Here is a 19,617-nt window from a genome sequence, read left to right as displayed (position 1 = left end):
CCCGAATTCACTCATCGCTGAGAAATTCGGGGTTTTTCGTTTTGAGCTAAGTCTGCTTCAGTTAGTTTTCGTGAAGCGATCCGAGCTTCTCACCCATACGCACCTTCGATCCAAGCATGTCGTTGTCACGCGGAGTAAAGGTTCCATCTTCAAGCAGCAGCACTACAGTAGAACCGAATTCAAAGTAGGCGAGCTCTTCACCCTTGAACATTTCTTCCTTTAGGGGCTGTACGTACTGAATACTGCTTACGTTCATTGCGCCAACTTTGACAACGGCCGTTTCTCCTGCATGATGCTGCATATAGGTAATCAGCCGCTCGTTGCGGCTAAGCACTCTGCGCATATGGCGAAGACCAAAGTCATTAACCGGATAAACTTTGCCTTCAATATGCTCACGCTCTACAACACGACCGCTGACTGGCGTATGTATACGATGGTAATCGGTTGGGCTCAAATAAAGAACGAAATAATAGCCGTTCATATAATTGGAAGTTCGCGGAGACCGATTAAGAAGCTCCTCAATCGTGTAGTCCTGCCCCTTTACGTTAACAATCGTTCCGCTGCTTATTGGACCAGCTCCGGTTATGAGAGCATCAACTGGACTGACAAGCGAGTCCTCATCTGCATGCACATCACGCAGCCCGGGTTTTAATCGCCGTGTAAAAAACTCGTTTAACGTTTTATATTGGGCTAGAGGTTTCTCAGCTTCCTCAGTTTTAATGCCATATGTCGCAGCAAAACGGGAAATAAATCGACGGCTGGCAGCCGATTGAGCGAATTTTCCGGTTATGCGAGATATCCATTTGCGCGAGCTTAATTCTGTCATGGAACGAAGCAGCCATTTTATCATACGTGAACCGTCACGTCCTTTCCTGCAAGGAGGCATTCGTCCTCACACACATCAAACAGTGTGACATATCCGGTTCTATTTTTCAATATGCAACTGCTTTCCTTTCCTTGCCTGAACCCAAATAACAATGGCCGCAATCATTAAGATAGCAGCAGCGATGCTGGCGGAGAGACTAACCTCGGGCTGCTGGTCCTGCTTTACGGCAATAGCTATAAACGACCAAACAAACACAAGAACAAAGGCCGGGTCCCCAAACCTAAAACCGATGACAACAGCAAGTAAACTGGCTGCAATGAGTAAAATAATGGTCCAAGCAGCATCAGACAAACCAAAGCCATTCCACTCGGCGGCGTACAAAACGACAGCTGCATTTACAATAGAAGCTACGCAAATCCAACCTAAGTAAATGCTGAAAGGCAGCCGTACAAGCCATTGTTCCATAGGAGCAGGAGGCTGATTATTCTTTCGAATGGCAGTATAAATAACGATTAGCGAGATCAGCAGAGCGAACATAATGAATACGCTGCTGGTTAGTTTCTCATAGTGCCACAGGAGAATCCAAGCGACGTTGAACAGGCAGCTTATGATGAACCATGGGCCGATGTTCTGTACGGTTTTGCTCTTGCCAGCACGTGGTTTGAACTGATAAATGACGAAACCAATCAGCAGCAAATAAATAATAGACCAAATGGAGAAGGCATATGGCGCAGGAGTGATAAGCACAGGGTACTTGGCGGATATTTCTCCAGTCGTTTTCCCGTTGATAGGAAGCCACTGTGCAAGTCCATTAACTGCAAGCACGGCAGCGAGACCGGCAGCATTTAACCAGCGAATAAGAGTTTTCATAAAACATCCCTCCAAAATGTTACTTTTATTGGACTTCTTTATCATATGTAAACAAGCTTGGTCGCTTTTATTCGCTATATACTCATTCCATCCAAAAATGTGAGGTTTAAGTGTACAGCAAATGACCGAACCTATCACAAGAGGTGATGGCAAATGATGATATTAATTGGTGCGGCATTAGCCGTTGGCGCAGTTCTCATGGGCTGGTTGAGTCGGATGAGCGCCACAGTCAGTCGAGTTTTGGATGGGCTTGCGGTTACGGCGATCTTTTTATTTTTTGTAGCTGCAGCGGATGCCATAGCACAGACTCTCATGAATGATACGGTGTTTATGACGGAAGTGCATCGTGTACTCAAAAATATCGTTTTTTTAATAAGCGGCGCTTATCTTGGCCCTTATGCATTGGCAAGAATAGCGATGCAGTCTTCCGCTATGCATAGGCGAAATTGACTAAAGAATCTCTGTCGTTCACGAAGCATATGATTAACGATTAACCTTCATCAAGCCTTGCGATCATTTCCTATATTCCGTTATGATAAGAGCAGACTTTGAAGGAGGTTTCAACTATGAGCGTACATAAGCTGCGAAAGCCTGAGGCTGTTATATTTGATATGGATGGAACGTTGTTTGAAACGGATAAATTGCTGGTGCCTGTTCACCACCGCGTTTTTGAGACGCTTCGGGAAGAGGGGCTTTACGAGCGTGAAACGCCGCCTGTTGAACGGCTGCTAAGCTGCTTAGGCATGCTGCTGGAGGATATTTGGCGGCAGGTTATGCCAGATAGTACTGAGGCTGCTCGGAAGCGGGCTGATGTCTTGCTGCTTCAGTACGAGCGCGAAGGCTTGGAAAGAGGCGAAGGCGAGCTGTACCCATTTGTCGAGGAAACGCTGCGTGAGCTGCATTCACGCGGGATTAAGCTGTTTGTAGCCAGCAATGGGCTTGAGGAATATGTGAAGGGCGTTGCTGAATTCAAAGGCATTGCGCCTCTCTTTGACGGCTTATACAGTGCAGGAGAATATGAGACTTCAACCAAAGTCGACTTAGTTGCTCGCCTGCTTAAGGATCACAATATCCAATCGGCTTGGATGGTAGGAGACCGCTCTTCGGATGTGGAAGCGGGCAATGGCAACGGTCTTCAAACGATCGGCTGTGCGTATGCTACATATGGCCGTGCTTCAGAAATTGAGGGAGCGGATGTGCTGATTAACGATTTCCGCGAGCTCCTGCCTTTATTGGAACAATAATAAGCAGCTTGAATATAGTGCGAAGCGCAAAAAACACCTGTTAGGGAGGCCTTATGATGAGGCCGCTCCTTGCAGGTGTATTTTTTAGCTATGGATTTTAAGTGTTCAGAGACATCACAGCTCCTTATCAGAAATGAAGCTCTCATCCACACGGGTAGTATCTGATACAGCAGCCTGCTTCTCTTTACCTTTCCTTCGCTTCTTCTGATTATAAAGCCAGATGGCATATTCCAGAGGTCTAATAATCGCATTGCGATAAACCTCTTTCTCTCCTGCCTGTGCAAATACTTCCCTAGCTGGCTTCGGATTTACCTCCAGCAGCCATATCCCGCCTTTTCGATCAATTGCCAAATCGAGAGCAAGCTCACAAAGTCTGCCGTAATTTTGCTCTAAGTAAGCGGCAATGCCGACCCCAAGCTTCTCTGTCTCTTCCTTAACCTGCGCGACCTTCGCATCATCGCGAAGCCATTCCTTGAGCAAGCTGCTCATCGTAGCGGCATTGCCGCCGCCGTGTAAATTAGAGGTAATGCTGCCAGATGCCCCGATTCTTCCAGCGCATCCGGTAACTTCCCAATTGCCTTCTCCGTTTTTTTGAACAAGCATCCGATAATCGTGCACACGTCCGCTAGCAAGCTTTATTTGAATGCCCTGCTGGGCGATGTAGCGATTGCCTTTTAAATTCCAAGGAGTCAAATAGCTGTTTAAACCTGCAGTGGAAATATATTGCGGTCGTATAATTTTCCTTGATTGATCCCGGCCTTGGATGTGAAGCTGACCATCCTTGCGCCGTTCGATTCGCAAAATTCCTCTGCCGCCGGTTCCGTTAATCGGTTTGAGATACACAAGCTGATGTTTTCGGATCATATCGGTAATATCTTGATTATCGGTGACATACTTCGTGGCAGGCAGATAGCTTTTATATCGAGAATCTTTCGAGAGAATACGATGGATGGTCCATTTGTTGCGAAGCGGGCGATTAAGGAATGTAAGATGTCCATAGCGTTCACGAAACTTTTTGAGCTGATCAAAGCGGTAGGTACGTTGGATTCGGCATCGATCATAAATCATATTTGGAAACGAGGTCCACCTTCGTGACCATGTTTGTGTGTCAAGATTGTAGAACTGCGCGTGAATTTTGTTGTTAATGTAATTGACGTCCTTTGGCGTAAACACGAAGACGCTTAGTCCCAGCTTTCGTCCTGCGGAAGTCATTTTCTGATAGATGGAACGTTCCTCCAGATGTCCGGCTTCATTGAGATATAGAGTCAGGATGCCTAGGACGGGCTGTTTCATTCGTGGTTCCCCTTTCAAAGCGAAGCGTCGGTTTGCCTGTTGGACCTCTATGCATGGAAACGGCTGTCATGCCTAAACGAAAACATAAAGCCATGCTTGCCGTATTGTCCGTTGCCACATTGCAAGTGAGTTTCCCTAAACGTTGAATCATGGCTTGAACGAGTGAACTGCCAATCCCAAGGCTTCGAGCTTCGGGATGAACGACGACCATGCACGCAGACTCGCCGCCGTCCTCTGCAAAACCGAAGCCGACGACGCGGTTGCCCTGCTTAGCAACAGCAGCAACCGCGCCGCATGGACGGCTCACTCCATCTTGTAGCAATGAAGGATCAAGCTTTCGGAGCGCATGAATAGTCGAAACTGCAAGCCGCTTATCTCCGAAGCGAATGGCAAAGCCAATGAGTCTTTTTTGTTCCGCTAACCATGCTTCCGGTGTAAGCAGCTCTAGATCCACGTTATGCGCCTCCTGCTTTTTCTAATTTCGTTCTAGCTAAATAAGCTCCATAATGAAATACGCGCTCTAACGATTTTTGACGAATATGAGGCTCGTCGAATTTCATAGGCTTAGAATTAGCTTCGAAAAACCACATATTCCCTACGCTGTCCACGCCTAAATCCAACGACATTTCGCCGAGCTGCTGGCCTGAGGCGCGTTCAATCTGCTTAGCGATAAGAACGGCTGCATTTTTTGCTTTTATAAGCAGTTTACGCGCCTGCTCTTCATTAAATGAATTAATGAGCAGCTTCTCAGGGTCTTCAATCATACCGCCGCGAGGAACATGGGTCGTAATGCTGGATGCGCCTGCAATTCGGGCACCTATTCCAGTAATATCCCATTGCCCTCGTTGGTTTTTTTGAACAAGCGCGCGAAGGTCAAATCTTCGGTCCTGGAAGGAGGCGAGCTTGATGCCTTGTTGAGCGATATAGGCCTCATTGCCGCTTTGTTTCTGAATACGACTCCAAAGTTTATGAAGGGTGGAGCAGTTGTAAGTCGTGCTCTTTTTGTTTTCTTGTATTCTTAGCCGATATGGGAGCTGCTTCTCAGCGTGAACCTTGATCGTCATTATGCCTTTTCCTGCTTTTCCGCTTTCTGGCTTTAAATAAAGATAGGAATGTTTTCGCATCATGCGTTCCAGACTCGTAACCGAAACGAGTTTTCGTGTTAATGGGATATAAGGTTTAGTCAATTTTGATAAACGAAGCCATTCGAATAAATCCCATTTGTTGAAAAAAGCCGGATTAAACAACGTGACTCGCGGATGCTTGCGACAGGCGTTGATCTTTTGCCTTACAGACGGTTGGATCTCATCTTCGCGCAGCGGAATTCGGTTGTAAATTACGTCGGGAAAGGGCAGCAATCTTTGCTGCCAGCTGTCCTCAGCTTCATTGAAGACATATCCCTTTAAGCTGCTTCTGGTCAGAAGCAGGTTTTTTACGGTGAGGACATAAACGATGAAACCCATCGATTGACCCGTTCTAATCAAATCGACAAAATTGCTTCGATTGCCGCGAAAGAGCTGAACATCATCATCGATCGTCAAAATCGCCAATACGGTTCGGCCGGCACGCTGCTCTCTAACGTCTGCATCATCGGGAAGTAAGCTATCCATCAGCTGGTACCTCCCTCATCTTTGAAGCGACTGAGATATAAGCAATGCTCTAAGATGTAAGATAGCGAAGCGCGGCCCTCAGAGCGAAGCGCTGGATGCTTGAAGATTGATCGTCCAGGCTTGGCGTTCGCTTCGAACATCCATACTTCTCCATCCTTATCAATGCCGAGATCCAGTCCCAGCTCACCAAGTCTATGAGGGTAGTTGCGTTCGATCGCTTCTGATAGTTTAATGGCAGCCAGCTTTGCCTTCTCAAGAACGGCATCTGCTTGCGTGCCGAATGTTTTGCCAAGCGCTTGCTCAGGCGTCATGAGCGAGCCGCCATTTTTCACATGTGTCGTTACACTTCCTCGGCCTGCTTTTTTGGCACCAATTCCAGCAGGAACCCACTCGTTGCTGCCGTTCTTATGCATGTGGAAGCGGAAATCGAGCGGGCAGCTGTCAATCTCAACTAAGCGAATGCCTTGCTGAACGACATAATGATTCAAGCTGCTGCCATGTTTCGCCTGAAGCATCCGCATTAAGCTGCTGAATTGCGTGAATCGAAGCAGCACATTTTGGCTGCCCTTGCGATAGCGGGCGAAATACCCGCGCTTGGGGTGATAGGTCAGTCGGTAGATTCCTACTCCAAGGCTGCCTGCCGTAGGTTTGTAATATAGAAATTGATGTTTCTCCAGCATTTCCTTAATTTTTTCGGAAGATGGACCAGAGACCGATTCAGGCAAATGAGTCAGCGCTTCAGGATCATTATCAAGCAGCTTGTAGACATCGGCCTTATTGAAGAAGCTCCAATTAAAAAATGGGATTTTGCGGCGCACGAAGCGTTCGCGCAGTGAATTAATGGATGCGGATGTCTCCGCTTTGCGGCTCGGAAGACGATTGTACACAACGTCCGGGAGCGGAACGATTTTGCGATACCAACCGCCCTGCGGATTAAGAAAATAGCCGTTGACCGTTTCTTGCTGCCAGTTGATGTCGCTTGGTGTAAAGCCGAAAAGATAAGCTTTATGTTCACCTGTTTTAATGACTTGCTTGATAAATCCGGTACGCGCACCAAAAGGATTGCTCTCAGAGCGTGTCGAATTGTCGCTCAGTATGCCGACCAGCGGTCCGAGCTGAACCTCATTATCGCCTGAATTGAGCACGTAAACGTTGCCTGACTTCGGCACTTTAATTGATTGACGGATGGCAGTTGATAAATACAGATGATTGCCCGGCCGCTTCAATGGCTTGATTTCAGCTACGATTACCTCTTTGCCCAGCTTGAGGTGAACCGATTTTTTGCCTGAGAGCTTGAGCTGTTTGAGCAGTGGGCTGGATAAATAGACAATTTTATTCGATTGCTGTGAGAAATGTACGTTACAAGTTGTCAAACTCATCGATGAACCTCCTGAACGTTGAAAGGCCGTAATTGGTTGTCAGAACTTGAATGATGACGACGGCCATTTGCGAATTCATTGGCTACAAAGGACGGTGATAGTCGCCTAGACAGCATTCGTGCATATAGAAGCGGTCTTTCAATGGAAAGCCGCTCGGCCTCATGATCGCTTATGATTCGAAAGGAAGAGCGGCCAGGCTTCGAGTTCGCTTCGAGCAGCCATATTCGGCCGCTCTGATCAATGCCATAATCTAACCCGAGCTCGGCAAATCTGCCGAATTTGCTTTCCAGTCGTTCTGCCGTTTGCTTGCTTATTGTATGGATCATCTCTAGCAAACGTTCGGATTTTGACTCTCCAAATTTGGCTGACAGCAGCTTTGCCGCCGGGACCGCGCCGCCCCCGCCATGAAGATTGGATGTTAAGGAGCCCGCTTGCCCTGTGCGCACAGCGGCTCCCGAGATCGACCATCTGCTCTTCTCATCCTTTTGAATGAGCACTCGTAAATCAAATGGTTTGTTGTCATTGCCGCTAAGCTCCAAATAGGGCTGAATCAAATAGGAGGTTCCACTGATGAAACGATGAATCCATCGCTCAAAAGCCAAATCCTCCTTAAAGGAGAGCGAGAAGGAATGGTTTCTTCGGTTTCGACCTTTTATGAGCAGTGATTGCTCAAACGGGCTGCGCTTCACAAGGATGATGCCTCTGCCTTGCATCCCTGAGGAAGGCTTAAGAATGATGCCTCCTCGGAAACGATCAGCGAGCTCAAGAAGCTGCTGTGTCCTTTGCATGGGAAGAGTAAGCGGCAAATGCCTGCTCAGCATACGGTCTTCTTTGAGTGCTTCATACACATCGAGCTTCCCAGGAAGTTTTCCGTTTAGAAGCTGGTAAGGCTTAACTTGAGCAAGAGAACTGAGCATGCGGCGGCAGTTTATTCGCTGATTGGCTTGAGTAAAGAAACAGCGGTCATAGATAATGTCAGGAAATGGGACGTTCTGTTTAGCAAAATGTTCGTTCTCCAATCGATAGCCAACGAGAGATTCTGTATGCTGCTGAAAGTCTTCTGCTGTAACTACATAAACGTCCATGCCAAGCTGCTCGCCGGCAATGCTGAGCGCACGATAGAAAGAAGGCTCTGGCATTACCGGAATAAATGCATGCTCTGAGGCATTATCGTTGATTGAGGCCACGAGAATGGCAAGTTTGACCTTTCGATTCTGCATAGAAGCCTCCGTTAAAAGCCCGCTAAAAAACGGGAGTATTGAATCATCATGCGGACGGATGGACGAATTTTATTGTCATTTAGCGGTGTGTTATCATTTTTTGACGGTTTGGAATTGACTTCCAGCAGCCAGACGCGGCCTGCCGTATCCATTGCAAGATCGATGCCGAGCTCACCGAAATGTGCTGGTATTTGCGCATCAACGCCGCGCGCGATATTTAGCGCTGCCTGTTGGAGCCGCTGCGCTGCTTCCTGCCTGCTAACCCCTGCCTGCAGATTTGATTTTGCAACAGCTTCTCCAACCGTGCTGAGCGTGCCGCCGCGCGCTAAGTTTGAGACAAAATGATGAGTTCCGGCTGTACGGGCTACAATGGATGTGATCGTCCATTTACCGCTTGAATTTTTTTGGACGAGTGCGCGGAAGTCGACTGGCCGCTTCTGGATTTCAATGAGCTGCAATCCCTGTTGAATTTGGTATCTCACGGTTTTCATCTTCACGGAAATCGTCGAGAAGAGCTTAACTAAGCTCGTATACTGCTGCCTTCGAGTACCGGCCGAAGTCGCATACATCACTTGGTAATTGCTCGAATCAAGATGAGTGATCCGAATGATTCCTTTCCCTAAGCTGCCGCGAACAGGTTTGAGAAAAACGCTGCTGTACCGAGAGCACATTGATTTCAGCATCGTATAGTTGCGCAGCAGATGCGACTCAGGCAAATAGCGAACCAAGCTTTCATCTTTCTTAAGCGCATCGAAAACCTCGGTTTTATCCAAAAACTTTTCATTGAAAACGGTAGTCTGATGGTGCTGTTTTACTTCTTTCATGAAATGTTGTACGCTGGGTCTGTTCTCCAATTTTCGTGAGGTAAGACGGTTATTAACGACGTCAGGAACGGGCATCGAGAGCTTCCGCCAGCCGTCGGAATAGATCCAGCCATCAATGTTGTCGATACTTGTGCCGATCTGATTAGGTGTGAAAAAATAAACGTACGCGCCTTGCGCTGTACAGGCTTCAACAAGCTCCCTGCAAAACATAGTAATGGAACCAAAGGGTTTATCCGGCATATGCGGATAATCTCGACTAATGAGAACGCCGATTAAAGGCCCAAAAACGAGTGTGGCAGTGCTGGCTTTGTATTGCAGTCGGATCGATGTGCCATTTGTTAATCCCATCTGTCTGGCTAAACTTTGACTGATCCTCATTCCGTCGTACTTTGCGACAGGAATAACCTTTACATGCTGCCGAAAAGCACCAAACTTTACGAGAATGTGTTGGCCTTGAGGGATTTTCCACTGCTTTACTTGTGCTTCGCCAAGCATGAGCGTATCCTCCGGAAGCATACCGGAGCTGATCACCTGTACGGCTACTTTCGATTTGAGCATCATAAATCTCCTTCCAAGCAGGAGGATGACGATAAGAGGTTAGCGGCCTATAGGTGTTTTACACGAATTACTTCAGCATATGAGGACATCTATTCCTTTGTGAATCAGAAACGGTTCTGAAGCTTGTGTTGTTTTAGCATGCTTTTCCATCAAGGATTTGGTTCTTGTATAGAATAACGGGTATGATTGGACGTATTGAATACCAAATGAGAGCGATAAGAATGGGAGAGAGACGAATGAACATTTATGACAAAGCTTATGAATTAGCGAAGGCGCTTAAGGAAAGCGAAGAGGCATTGCTATTAAAGGCTGCGAAGCTGGAAGCGGAAGCTGATGCAGATGCAAAGGCAATGCTGGATGATTTTCGCGACCGGCAAAACTTTTTACAGCAAAAAATGATGGCTGGTGAAGAGCCTTCTGCCGAAGATATGGAGAAGATGAGCAAGCTCTATGAAGTAATTACGCTTAATCCGTTGATAGGCAAATTGATGGATGCGGAGCGCCGGTTTGCCGTTGTGTTTGAGGATGTTAACCGCATTATGTCCGATGTGCTGAAGTCCATTGTAGACTAATAGTAGACATATACCCTGTCCCTCCTTCATAGAATGATTATGCGGACAAGAATATAAGCCGCTTATGACCGTATGAAGGAGCTGAAGGGAATGTTAGCCGGAAAAGGCCGTCATGTATTGTATTTGCTTATTGCGCTGGCGATGCTTGTATATGCGATTCCGCGTCTCGAGCTGAATGCGCCTTGGAGCTTGATGAGTGTATTCGGATTAGTATGGATTTTGTTCTCTTTAATCATCATAACGTCACATGTCAATGCGCTGGTTATGACTGATGAGAGACGGAAGGAGCTCGCGCGCATTAAGAGAGCGAAGGCGCTGTTATGGGAGCAGAAGCTTGTTCAGAAGGCGACAACTGCCCGCAGAGCCCGAGGTTAGCATACAACAAAAAAAAGATCCGTCGGTATTATACCGACGGATCTTTTTCTTGTTTATAACCATATTTGACGAAACCTTCTTATTGAATTTCTTTAAATTGAACAAGCTGCTTAACGAATTTATATACCGCTTCCTGCTCCTTTAAGCTTAAGCCGTTCATTTGGTGGGCAACCTTCGTGGCATATCCTTCATCGTCAGTATCCTCTGCAGCATCGGGGCTTGGAACAACGTTCACGATTCTCTCGAGCGGCGTTTGAAGCGCAAACGCGATTTTGCTTAGCACATCAATCGTTGGATTTTTTTCTCCCCGCTCAACCTGTCCCATATAGGAAGCATTTATATCAGCGCGAAGAGCAAGCTGTTCTTGACTAAGCCCTCTTTTTTTGCGCAGCAGTCGAATGTTCTCTCCTACAAGTCCTGCAATCCCACTCATTGATTCACCTCAGCCTAACGATAAAACTTTACTAGTCTATCAACAACATTCTATAGAGCATATTAAAAAGAGTGACTATAGTCATTGACTAATAGATGGTCTCTTTACTATAATTGTGTAAAAAAGTATCATTCTAATAATATCATTGCCTTTAAAGGATCAATTTACCATTTTAAATAAAAGTGGTAGGATATATAAGGGCAAAATCAGTGGACACGAGGAGGATGCAAAGTGGTTGACGAATTCGAATTTTTCAGAAAAGTTCGCGCATATTATAACAATGTTCCATTCCTTGTTCAGTTCACATACCGCTTGTCTCACCGTGTCGATAAGGCTTTGGCTGCTCGTGGCTCATTCAGCTGTCGTGTTAACCCGCATACCCAAATCGTTGAATATGTGCTTGACTTAAAATCTGATCCTATTTCTCGGCCGCACAGCGAGCAAAGCTCTTTTTTGTTCTCTAGCATATACGATGAAATTCCATCACAAGTGATAGAAATGAATCAATTCCTTATCCAATCACTGCGATATCCGATTCCGATTGAATATGATTGGCAAGCGTTTATCATGTCAGGCGCTGAAGATGCCATCAACGTTCAAACGGTACAGCAGCTGTTCAAGAAATGGCGGTTTAAAGGCTTGGAGGGTCAACTGATCGATGGCAGGCTGCGTACGAATCAAGTTCTGCTTCAATGGCAGCTCTAGATTAGGCCCGAATCGAGGGTAAGCATGACTTGTTCCTCGCTTTCTCCTATAATAGGGAGAAACAAAGGCAAGTGGACGGAGGATATAAGGTGGCTTCAATCGGACCAGGCAACGAGACTAGCACGAAGCATGAACAAATTTTGATTTATATACAAAGCTTGAAGATTGGAACAAAAATATCCGTACGCGCGATTGCCAAGGAATTAGGCGTCAGCGAAGGAACGGCTTATAAAGCATTTAAAGAAGCGGAGAGCTCAGGGCTTGTTAGCACGAAGGAACGCATCGGAACGGTGCGAATTGATCGGAAACGGCGGGAAGCGCTGGACCAGCTTACATTTGGCGAGGTTGCCGAAATCGTGGAAGGCAAGCTGTTTGGCGGAGCAGCCGGCCTTGATAAAACGCTGCACAAATTTGTCATTGGTGCAATGGAGCTGGATGCGATGCTGCGCTACATTGACGAGGGCAGCTTGCTAATAGTCGGCAACCGTATCGGGGCGCATCGCTGCGCGCTTGAGGAGGGAGCAGGCGTATTGATTACAGGCGGATTTGAGCCGAGTGCGGAAGTAATCAAGCTTGCTGACGAGCGCGTTCTCCCAATTATTTCATCGCGGCATGATACGTTTACAGTCGCCTCCATGATCAACCGTGCGATGTACGACCGGCTTATTAAGCGAAAGATCATGCTGATCGAAGACATCGTAACCTTTAGCAGACCCGCTGATGTGATGCGAATCGGGCAAACGGTTTTGGACTTCCATAAGATATCGCGGGAAACGGGTTATTCCAGATTTCCAGTAGTCGATGTAAGGGGCAAGGTTGTTGGCATGATGACGGCTAAGGATGCTGTGGGATCGCCTGAGGATAGCGCGGTAGATAAAGTGATGACAAAAAATCCGATTACAGCGGCACCAAATATAACGGTCACTTCGGCTGCTCATACGATGGCTGCGGAAGGTATTGACTTGTTGCCTATCGTTGACAGGCATCGCAAGCTGTTAGGCGTTGTGACGAGGCAAGAAGTGCTTGATGCGATGCGATTTGCAGGAAAACAGCCGGAATCCGGAGAGACATTTGAAGATTTAATGTGGACGGGCTTTATGGCTACAACAAATGATAATGTCATTGGCCAGGACGAGCTGGGCATTGCTTATAAGGGAATCATTACACCGCAAATGTCAGGCGCGCTTGGGATGGTGTCGGAAGGGCTTCTCTCTACGCTGATGACGCAAGCAGCTCGCAAAATGATTCGAGAAACGGCGAAGCGTGACTATTTGCTGGAGAGTATGACGACTTTTTTTGTTAGGCCGGTTCAAATTGACAGTGAGGTTACGATCTTTCCTAAAGCGCTTGAGATGAGTCGGAAGTTTACGAAGCTAGAAATCGAAGTGAAGGACAAACAAGGCTTGGCCGCCAAAGCGATGCTGACGGCCCAAATGATTGATCCGTATTAATTGCACATTTAATTTCTTGTCGAGCTGTACGCGCTGAGATTGCGAAGACCGGCAAACACATTAAATACGCCGATCACAAGGAATATAGCGCCAATTACGATGCGAAGCGTAGATTCTCCGGACAAGAACAACTGAACGAGAGCGATAAAAAGCAGCATGGCTCCCATGCTAATATTCATTCTAGCTGTGAAGAGGCCCCGGGTTCTCGCATCAGTGGAGCGGCGTGATTTAAAGCTGAATACAGCCGAGAGCACGAGTGTAATTAGGATGCCCGGCACAAGCAGCCATTGCATCAGTTGATCCATGGAAAAGCAACTCCTTTTAAGTTACGTATGTACAGCTTCGATCTTGTGAATAGACAGGCTCTATTGTATCACGAATCGCAGCTGTATGCTTAAGAAGGAGGCTTTGCATAATCACGCACCTTAATCCAGACATGCAGCACATTATCAACGACAAGAATAGTCTTAACCTCAATGGTATAGTCCTTGCTGTTCACATCCATATAGACCTTCTTCTCAAGGAGGTTGCGTGCGAATTTTGCGTCAGAGTCAATTTCATAAATGCTTTGTCCAAGGAAGACGCTCAAATCCCCTTTTATCCGCTTAATAATCAACGCCTCGGTAACTTGATCGAGATGGGGTCTTCCCGTATTTTGGCCGGCTTCTTTCTCTACACGAGGCAGGATGCTTTTTATAACGGTATGTTGATTCTTGAATTCATTTAAATGCTTTAAATCCGTTTCGTATTGCTCCAGCTTAACCTCCAGCTCACTCTTCAATGTGATTAAAGCCTCAAATTGCGCCAAATAAAGCGAATTGTACACAATTGCGCCAATGATCATCCCGAGTGTGAATACTCCTACCATTTGCAGTCCTCTCGTGAAACGGCTAAACGGAGGCACGCGCATCGCTTAGGTGGCCCCCTTGCAAATAAGCCGCACCAGCTCTGTGCCTAAATGCGCACCTAGAAAAGCGATAATAATAAAACAAATTTGCTGGGCTGCCGGCGATAACTGACCATCCATAATGTTGCTTTCAATGACTCGAACGGGATCAATCGACCCCCCGATTGCTGCGACGATTGCCCATATTTTCAGTTTTATGGCTGTATCGAGCATTGTATGGGCTGGCGGCATCAGCATAAACACTGATCCCACTGCTGCAAGCGTAGATCCACCTAACACAACGCCAAATGCGATAAAGAAATCAAGTCCTGCTTTGGACAAAAAATAGCTCACCCGTATCCCTCCAAAAATATAGTCTTATAGATTAACATCGCATGCTTGTATGCTCTGCTACCATTCTATGGGCGTGTCCATCGCTATTATGATAAAATAGAATTATCTTATTTTTGGACGAAGCGGAAAGGAACCGATGCGATGAGCGGCCATAATGAACAATCTTTCGTGCATTTGCACGTCCACAGCGAATATAGCCTGCTCGACGGCGCCGCCAGAATTAAAGATTTGACAGCTAAAGCTGCGGACCTCGGCATGAAGGCACTTGCGCTCACCGATCATGGAGTCATGTACGGAGCTATTCCTTTTTACCGGGCATGCCGTGCACAAGGAATAAAACCGATTATTGGGTGCGAGCTATATATGACGACTGGTTCTCGCTTTGAGAAAGGGTCGCGCAAGGAAAATCCAATCTATCATTTGATTGTGCTTGCCAAAAACGAAGCGGGTTATCGAAACTTAATGAGGCTTTGCTCCATAGCACATTTAGAAGGTTTTCACTATAAACCCCGCGTTGATTTGGAGATGCTTCGTGAGTACTCTGAAGGGCTGATTTGTTTAAGCTCTTGTTTGGGGAGCGAGATCTCTCAGCATCTGCTGCATGACCGCTTGGAGCAGGCGCGAAGCAGCGCTTTGCGTTATAAAGATATTTTCGGAGACGACTTTTATTTAGAGCTGCAGGATCATGGTCTTCTGGATCAGAAAAAAGTAGCTGTTGATATGATAAAGCTTGCAGAGGAAACAGGTATTAAGCTGGTTGCTACAAATGACGTACATTACTTGCAGGCTGAGGACGCTGCTATGCAGGATGTGCTTATTTGCATCGGTACGGGCAAAACGACAGAGGATACTGATCGATTGCGAATGCTGACAGATCAGATGTATCTGAAGAGTGCGGACGAAATGGCGCTGCTTTACAGACATGTACCTGAAGCGATTGCGAATACAGTTGAGATCGCGGATAAATGTGAGCTTGAGCTGACGCTTGGACGCGCTGCGCTTCCTGTATTTCGGCCGGTACCATCGGGTATGAGCTCATCCGATTACTTAATTACTTTATGTCGCGACGGTTTAGTTGCTAGATATGGCGGAAATCCAGAGTGGGTTCAAGATACTGATTATAGACAAAAGGCGGAGCAGCGGCTCGAATATGAGCTGTCTGTCATCGAGAAGATGGGCTTCAGCGATTACTTTCTGATCGTTTGGGATTTTATTCGCTTCGCTCATGATTCAGGCATTAGAACGGGACCTGGAAGGGGCTCGTCCGCGGGCAGCCTTGTTGCGTATACGCTTCGAATAACGGATGTTGATCCGCTGAAATATAAGCTTTTGTTCGAGCGTTTTCTTAATCCTGAGCGAATTTCCATGCCCGATATTGATATTGACTTCAATGATGAACGCCGTGACGAGGTCATTGCTTACGTGGCAGCCAAATACGGCGAAGAGCATGTTGCTCAAATCATTACATTCGGAACGATGGCGGCCAAAGCAGCAGTTCGGGATGTAGGCAGAGCTATGAACGTTCCGTTTCAAGAGGTGGACCGAGCAGCTAAGCTTATTCCAAACCAGCTGGGCATTACGATTGAGGAAGCGCTTCGCATGAGCAACGAGCTGCGTGAAGCAAGCGAGCGTCAGCCGAAGACGGCGGCTATGCTGAAGATGGCCTTGAAGGTTGAGGGCATGCCAAGGCATGCCTCCACTCATGCTGCGGGTGTTGTGATTTCACAGGAGCCGCTTACACACTATACGCCTATACAGACAGGAAGCGAGAGAATTCCGCTCACCCAATATTCAATGGAGCATTTAGAAGCTATCGGGCTTCTGAAAATGGATTTTCTCGGCCTGCGTACACTCTCCATTCTAGAGCGTGCGCTGCACGCGGTTAAGGAGCAGCACGGCAGAGTGATCGATTTCCACACCATTAGCGATAGTGATCCGGCAACCTATGCCATGCTGAGCCGCGGCGACACGACAGGAATTTTTCAGCTCGAGTCTGCCGGTGTGCGGCGAGTGCTGAAGGAAATGAAGCCAACGGAATTCGAGGATATCGTCTCCGTCCTTGCACTCTACCGTCCCGGCCCGATGGAGTTTATTCCTAAATACATTCAAGGCAAACACGGGCTCGTAACGGTTGAATATCCGCATCCGTCGCTAGAGCCTATTCTCTCTGATACATATGGCATTATTGTTTATCAAGAGCAGATCATGCAAATTGCCTCCTTGATGGCTGGCTTTTCTCTTGGCGAAGCGGATTTGCTGCGCCGAGCAGTATCCAAGAAGAAGCGTGAGGTGCTTGACGAAGAGCGGGCTCACTTTGTGAAAGGTAGTCTTGCACAAGGGTATTCAGAAACGGATGCCAATCATGTATATGACATGATTGTTCGATTTGCCGATTACGGGTTCCCTCGGGCGCATGCAGCAGCATATGGAGTACTGGCCTTTCAGACAGCATGGCTTAAAGCTAACTATCCTGTGCCGTTTATGGCATCGATGCTCGCTTCAGTTACAGGAAATCAGCGGAAGACCGCTGAATATGTGGATGAATGCCGGCGAATGGGCATTGCCGTGCTGCCGCCTGACGTTAATGAAAGCAGCGTATCGTTTACACCTGTTGAGAAAGCGGTTCGATTCGGGTTGGCAGCTATTAAAAATGTCGGCACACAAGCCATTGAAGCGATCTTAAAAGAGCGAAAGGATCGGCTCTTCGATAGTCTTCTGGATCTTTGCCAACGTGTAGACCTGCGGGTTGTGAACAAGCGGGTGCTGGAGTCGCTCATTCAGGCGGGAGCTCTTAATTCGTTGCCAGGACATCGTGCTCAGCTACTAGCTGCATTGGAGGAGACGGTGGAGACAGCAATCAAATGGCGCAAAGACCGTGAAGAGCTGCAAATTGAAATGTTTGGTTTAGATGAGGTGCAGAACTGGGATGTCGAGCTGCCCGATATCCGTCCGTACACGACAGGGCAACAGCTTGATTTTGAAAGGGACCTGTTGGGGCTTTATTTATCCGGCCATCCGCTGGATGCTGCCGAGCAGCAGCTGTCGGCGTTAGGTCTTGATCGGTTGGTTGAGCTGTCTGATGCAAAGGACGGGGCGATTGCTATTGTCGGCATTATGGTCGTATCCATCAAACCTTTCACGAATAAGAAAGGCCTGTCCATGGGTTTCCTCGAGCTTGAAGATCGCATAATGCGTGTGGAAGCTGTCGTATTTCCAACGATCTGGAAGCGAATCGAAAGCAAGCTCAAAAAGGGCGGCTTAGCCATTATACAAGCAACGGTTCAGCAGCAGGATGATGATTATAAGCTCATCGTTGAGGATTGTGTACCGATTGAACATGCGGAGATGGAGCTTGCGGATCACGTAGGAAGGCTGCAGAAGCAGGCGAAGGCTCGTGCGGCAAGAACGGGCGGGAGCAGCTATACTTCTCAGGGCAGTACTCAGAAAACGCAAGGCCAAGCTAACCGAACGACGTCACCTAGCAATCGGCCAGCTTTCCAGACTAAGGCTGCTGATAATAATAACGTCAAACCCGGCCCTCAGTCCGGAAATAACCGTACTACACCTGCATCCGATGAGCGCAAGCCGCAGCGCGTATATATAAAAATTGTGGCGGAAAATGAACAGCCTGCCGTCCTTGAACAGCTGAAAAGTGTTTTGGCCGGTCATTCCGGACAACTCGCTACCGTGTTATTTTATGTACAAGGACAAAAATCGATTGCTCTCAGCGATAGTTATCGCGTTAAACCATCTGCTGAGCTTATCTCAGCCGTTGAGCAGCTCTTGGGTGAAGGTTCGATCATCGTCAAATGACAACAACATAAATAAGCTGATGCGAAACCTTCTGCAATTGATTTCTCGCTTCTGGCAAATCAGAAATTAGATGCTGATCTTGTGCTTGAAAATATGCAATGGCGAGAATAGGTTTGAGCTGAGCAAACCGTGGTTTGTAATTATTTCGATAGTGAGATTATGCAAAAAAAACAAGAAGAGAAATTATTCTTTTACCATGAATATTTGGTATTGATGCAATAGGGTTTCTACCCTCCTGCTTTATCTTGCAAGCAAAGGCATTTCGTATGCACATCAGAGCCTATCTGTGCATATGTTTAGAGATACATGTGAAGATGGCTATGGGGCTCGGAGAGTGCGAGCGCCGCCTGAGGACAATGTCATCTGCTCACGCCTATGTTTCCAAGATAAACGTACAAGCAGTTACGGGAGGGATGAGTCCTATGACAGGAATCGAGAAATGGCTCTTAAAACGAGGGGTATCCATCGATGATGTAACAGAAATCGTTTATACGCTGCAGCGTCCCTATAACGGTGATTTGACGATGGAAGAGTGTGAGGAAAGCGTAAGGGCAGTGCTTGGCAAACGAGAGGTCCAATATGTCATGTATACGGGTATGGCCCTTGATGAGTTAGCTGAGCGGAAGTTATTGCCAGAGCCTTTGCAATCGATTATGGAAAATGATGAGTCGCTTTACGGTGTGGATGAGACGCTTGCGCTCGGCATTACGAATGTTTACGGCATGATTGGATTGACGAGCTTCGGATATTTAGATAAAGTAAAACCCGGTATTATTCGTCAACTAAATATAAAAGGTGAACGAATTCATGTTTTTTTAGATGACCTGGTTGCTGGATTAGCCGCTGCCGCGTCTGCTCGAATTGCACATCAGGACCCGAAAGCGATCCAATATGATTTGCCGGATTCGCCTTAACTATGGTATCATTGTGAGATCATATGGCCTGTTACCGGGATAGCTGTGCTTAGTAAGTGAGCTTTGTGGAAGCAAAGTTTTCAGGAGGTACCATGATGTGGACGGTCATTTATATCGCACCAACAGCAAAAATTGCAGATAACATCAAGAAGCGGCTAACGGATGAAGGGTTTCTGGTGAAAATCCGCTCCGTCAATCTGTCCAAACAGCAATACGAGATACTAGTTCCGTCAGGCGAGTTGGAGGAAGTTCAAGAAGTATTCAACTCCATTATGCGGCCATTATGATGG

At 47.1% G+C, this 19,617-nt stretch carries 21 protein-coding genes; 9 read left to right on the top strand and 12 right to left on the bottom strand.

The annotated features are described in order from the left end of the window. Positions 1-61: 61 nt before the first annotated feature. The gene (gene asd, locus BK120_RS12370; RefSeq protein ID WP_076267818.1) at positions 62-850 is read right to left on the bottom strand and encodes an archaetidylserine decarboxylase; all 789 of its coding nucleotides are present in this window, start codon (positions 848-850) and stop codon (positions 62-64) included. A gap of 75 nt (positions 851-925) precedes the next feature. Next, complete coding sequence (locus BK120_RS12365; protein WP_076267817.1) at positions 926-1,696, bottom strand: TspO/MBR family protein; 771 nt, start codon at positions 1,694-1,696, stop codon at positions 926-928. A 153-nt stretch (positions 1,697-1,849) separates the two neighbouring features. On the opposite strand from BK120_RS12365, the gene BK120_RS12360 reads away from it, so the two are divergent. Together BK120_RS12360 and BK120_RS12355 are read left to right on the top strand one after the other, a co-directional pair. Further along, complete coding sequence (locus BK120_RS12360; RefSeq protein ID WP_083681909.1) at positions 1,850-2,146, top strand: hypothetical protein; 297 nt, start codon at positions 1,850-1,852, stop codon at positions 2,144-2,146. Between the two features lie 116 nt (positions 2,147-2,262). Next, positions 2,263-2,940, top strand: a complete 678-nt coding sequence (locus tag BK120_RS12355; RefSeq protein ID WP_076267816.1) for an HAD family hydrolase — start codon at positions 2,263-2,265, stop codon at positions 2,938-2,940. A gap of 114 nt (positions 2,941-3,054) precedes the next feature. Here BK120_RS12355 and BK120_RS12350 read toward each other — a convergent pair whose 3' ends face one another. The 6 genes from BK120_RS12350 to BK120_RS12325 are packed head-to-tail and all read right to left on the bottom strand — an operon-like array spanning position 3,055 to position 9,824. Beyond that, positions 3,055-4,233 (bottom strand): YheC/YheD family endospore coat-associated protein, encoded by a 1,179-nt coding sequence (locus tag BK120_RS12350; RefSeq protein WP_076267815.1) that lies wholly within the window; start codon positions 4,231-4,233, stop codon positions 3,055-3,057. Further along, positions 4,190-4,687 carry a GNAT family N-acetyltransferase gene (locus BK120_RS12345; protein WP_076267814.1) on the bottom strand — a complete coding sequence of 166 codons (498 nt, stop codon included), beginning with the start codon at positions 4,685-4,687 and terminating at the stop codon, positions 4,190-4,192. The genes BK120_RS12350 and BK120_RS12345 overlap by 44 nt, the downstream gene beginning before the upstream one ends. Before the next feature lies 1 nt (position 4,688). Next, complete coding sequence (locus BK120_RS12340; protein WP_076267813.1) at positions 4,689-5,843, bottom strand: YheC/YheD family endospore coat-associated protein; 1,155 nt, start codon at positions 5,841-5,843, stop codon at positions 4,689-4,691. Further along, positions 5,843-7,222 carry a YheC/YheD family endospore coat-associated protein gene (locus BK120_RS12335; RefSeq protein WP_076267812.1) on the bottom strand — a complete coding sequence of 460 codons (1,380 nt, stop codon included), beginning with the start codon at positions 7,220-7,222 and terminating at the stop codon, positions 5,843-5,845. Before BK120_RS12335 ends, BK120_RS12340 begins: the two co-directional genes overlap by 1 nt. After that, the gene (locus tag BK120_RS12330; RefSeq protein WP_076267811.1) at positions 7,219-8,442 is read right to left on the bottom strand and encodes a YheC/YheD family endospore coat-associated protein; all 1,224 of its coding nucleotides are present in this window, start codon (positions 8,440-8,442) and stop codon (positions 7,219-7,221) included. Before BK120_RS12330 ends, BK120_RS12335 begins: the two co-directional genes overlap by 4 nt. An 11-nt stretch (positions 8,443-8,453) precedes the next feature. Then, on the bottom strand, positions 8,454-9,824 hold the full coding sequence (locus BK120_RS12325) for a YheC/YheD family endospore coat-associated protein (protein WP_076267810.1): 1,371 nt from the start codon (positions 9,822-9,824) through the stop codon (positions 8,454-8,456). A 236-nt stretch (positions 9,825-10,060) separates the two neighbouring features. On the opposite strand from BK120_RS12325, the gene BK120_RS12320 reads away from it, so the two are divergent. Both BK120_RS12320 and BK120_RS12315 read left to right on the top strand, forming a co-directional pair. Beyond that, positions 10,061-10,396, top strand: coding sequence for a YlbF family regulator (locus tag BK120_RS12320; protein ID WP_076267809.1), 336 nt, complete (start codon positions 10,061-10,063; stop codon positions 10,394-10,396). 90 nt (positions 10,397-10,486) lie between these two features. After that, positions 10,487-10,771 (top strand): hypothetical protein, encoded by a 285-nt coding sequence (locus tag BK120_RS12315; RefSeq protein ID WP_076267808.1) that lies wholly within the window; start codon positions 10,487-10,489, stop codon positions 10,769-10,771. A 79-nt stretch (positions 10,772-10,850) separates the two neighbouring features. Here the strand turns inward: BK120_RS12315 and BK120_RS12310 are convergent, their stop codons facing one another. Further along, positions 10,851-11,204 (bottom strand): helix-turn-helix domain-containing protein, encoded by a 354-nt coding sequence (locus BK120_RS12310; protein WP_076267807.1) that lies wholly within the window; start codon positions 11,202-11,204, stop codon positions 10,851-10,853. A 231-nt stretch (positions 11,205-11,435) separates the two neighbouring features. On the opposite strand from BK120_RS12310, the gene BK120_RS12305 reads away from it, so the two are divergent. After that, positions 11,436-11,909 carry a hypothetical protein gene (locus BK120_RS12305; protein WP_076267806.1) on the top strand — a complete coding sequence of 158 codons (474 nt, stop codon included), beginning with the start codon at positions 11,436-11,438 and terminating at the stop codon, positions 11,907-11,909. 71 nt (positions 11,910-11,980) lie between these two features. After that, positions 11,981-13,360 (top strand): DRTGG domain-containing protein, encoded by a 1,380-nt coding sequence (locus BK120_RS12300; RefSeq protein ID WP_256710874.1) that lies wholly within the window; start codon positions 11,981-11,983, stop codon positions 13,358-13,360. A gap of 8 nt (positions 13,361-13,368) precedes the next feature. On the opposite strand, the gene BK120_RS12295 is transcribed toward BK120_RS12300, so the two are convergent. From BK120_RS12295 to BK120_RS12285, 3 genes are all read right to left on the bottom strand, one after another. Beyond that, positions 13,369-13,665: a YtpI family protein gene (locus BK120_RS12295; RefSeq protein WP_076267805.1), complete on the bottom strand. Its 297-nt coding sequence runs from the start codon at positions 13,663-13,665 to the stop codon at positions 13,369-13,371. An 89-nt stretch (positions 13,666-13,754) separates the two neighbouring features. Next, positions 13,755-14,270 (bottom strand): sporulation membrane protein YtrI, encoded by a 516-nt coding sequence (locus BK120_RS12290; RefSeq protein ID WP_076267804.1) that lies wholly within the window; start codon positions 14,268-14,270, stop codon positions 13,755-13,757. A gap of 3 nt (positions 14,271-14,273) precedes the next feature. After that, the gene (locus BK120_RS12285; protein ID WP_076267803.1) at positions 14,274-14,600 is read right to left on the bottom strand and encodes a YtrH family sporulation protein; all 327 of its coding nucleotides are present in this window, start codon (positions 14,598-14,600) and stop codon (positions 14,274-14,276) included. A 141-nt stretch (positions 14,601-14,741) separates the two neighbouring features. Here BK120_RS12285 and BK120_RS12280 point away from each other — a divergent pair, with 141 nt between their 5' ends. The 3 genes from BK120_RS12280 (at position 14,742) to BK120_RS12270 (ending at position 19,614) form a co-directional block, all read left to right on the top strand. Next, positions 14,742-18,413 carry a DNA polymerase III subunit alpha gene (locus BK120_RS12280; protein ID WP_076267802.1) on the top strand — a complete coding sequence of 1,224 codons (3,672 nt, stop codon included), beginning with the start codon at positions 14,742-14,744 and terminating at the stop codon, positions 18,411-18,413. Positions 18,414-18,835: 422 nt separating this feature from the next. Continuing rightward, on the top strand, positions 18,836-19,327 hold the full coding sequence (locus BK120_RS12275; protein WP_076267801.1) for a phosphatidylglycerophosphatase A family protein: 492 nt from the start codon (positions 18,836-18,838) through the stop codon (positions 19,325-19,327). 95 nt (positions 19,328-19,422) lie between these two features. Next, positions 19,423-19,614, top strand: a complete 192-nt coding sequence (locus BK120_RS12270; protein ID WP_076267800.1) for a glutamate decarboxylase — start codon at positions 19,423-19,425, stop codon at positions 19,612-19,614. Positions 19,615-19,617: the final 3 nt, after the last annotated feature.

It is taken from the genome of Paenibacillus sp. FSL A5-0031 (genome assembly GCF_001956295.1).
Taxonomy (GTDB): domain Bacteria; phylum Bacillota; class Bacilli; order Paenibacillales; family Paenibacillaceae; genus Pristimantibacillus.
Note: the sequence above shows the minus strand (reverse complement) of the source record. Positions and strands in the feature narration are given on the sequence as shown.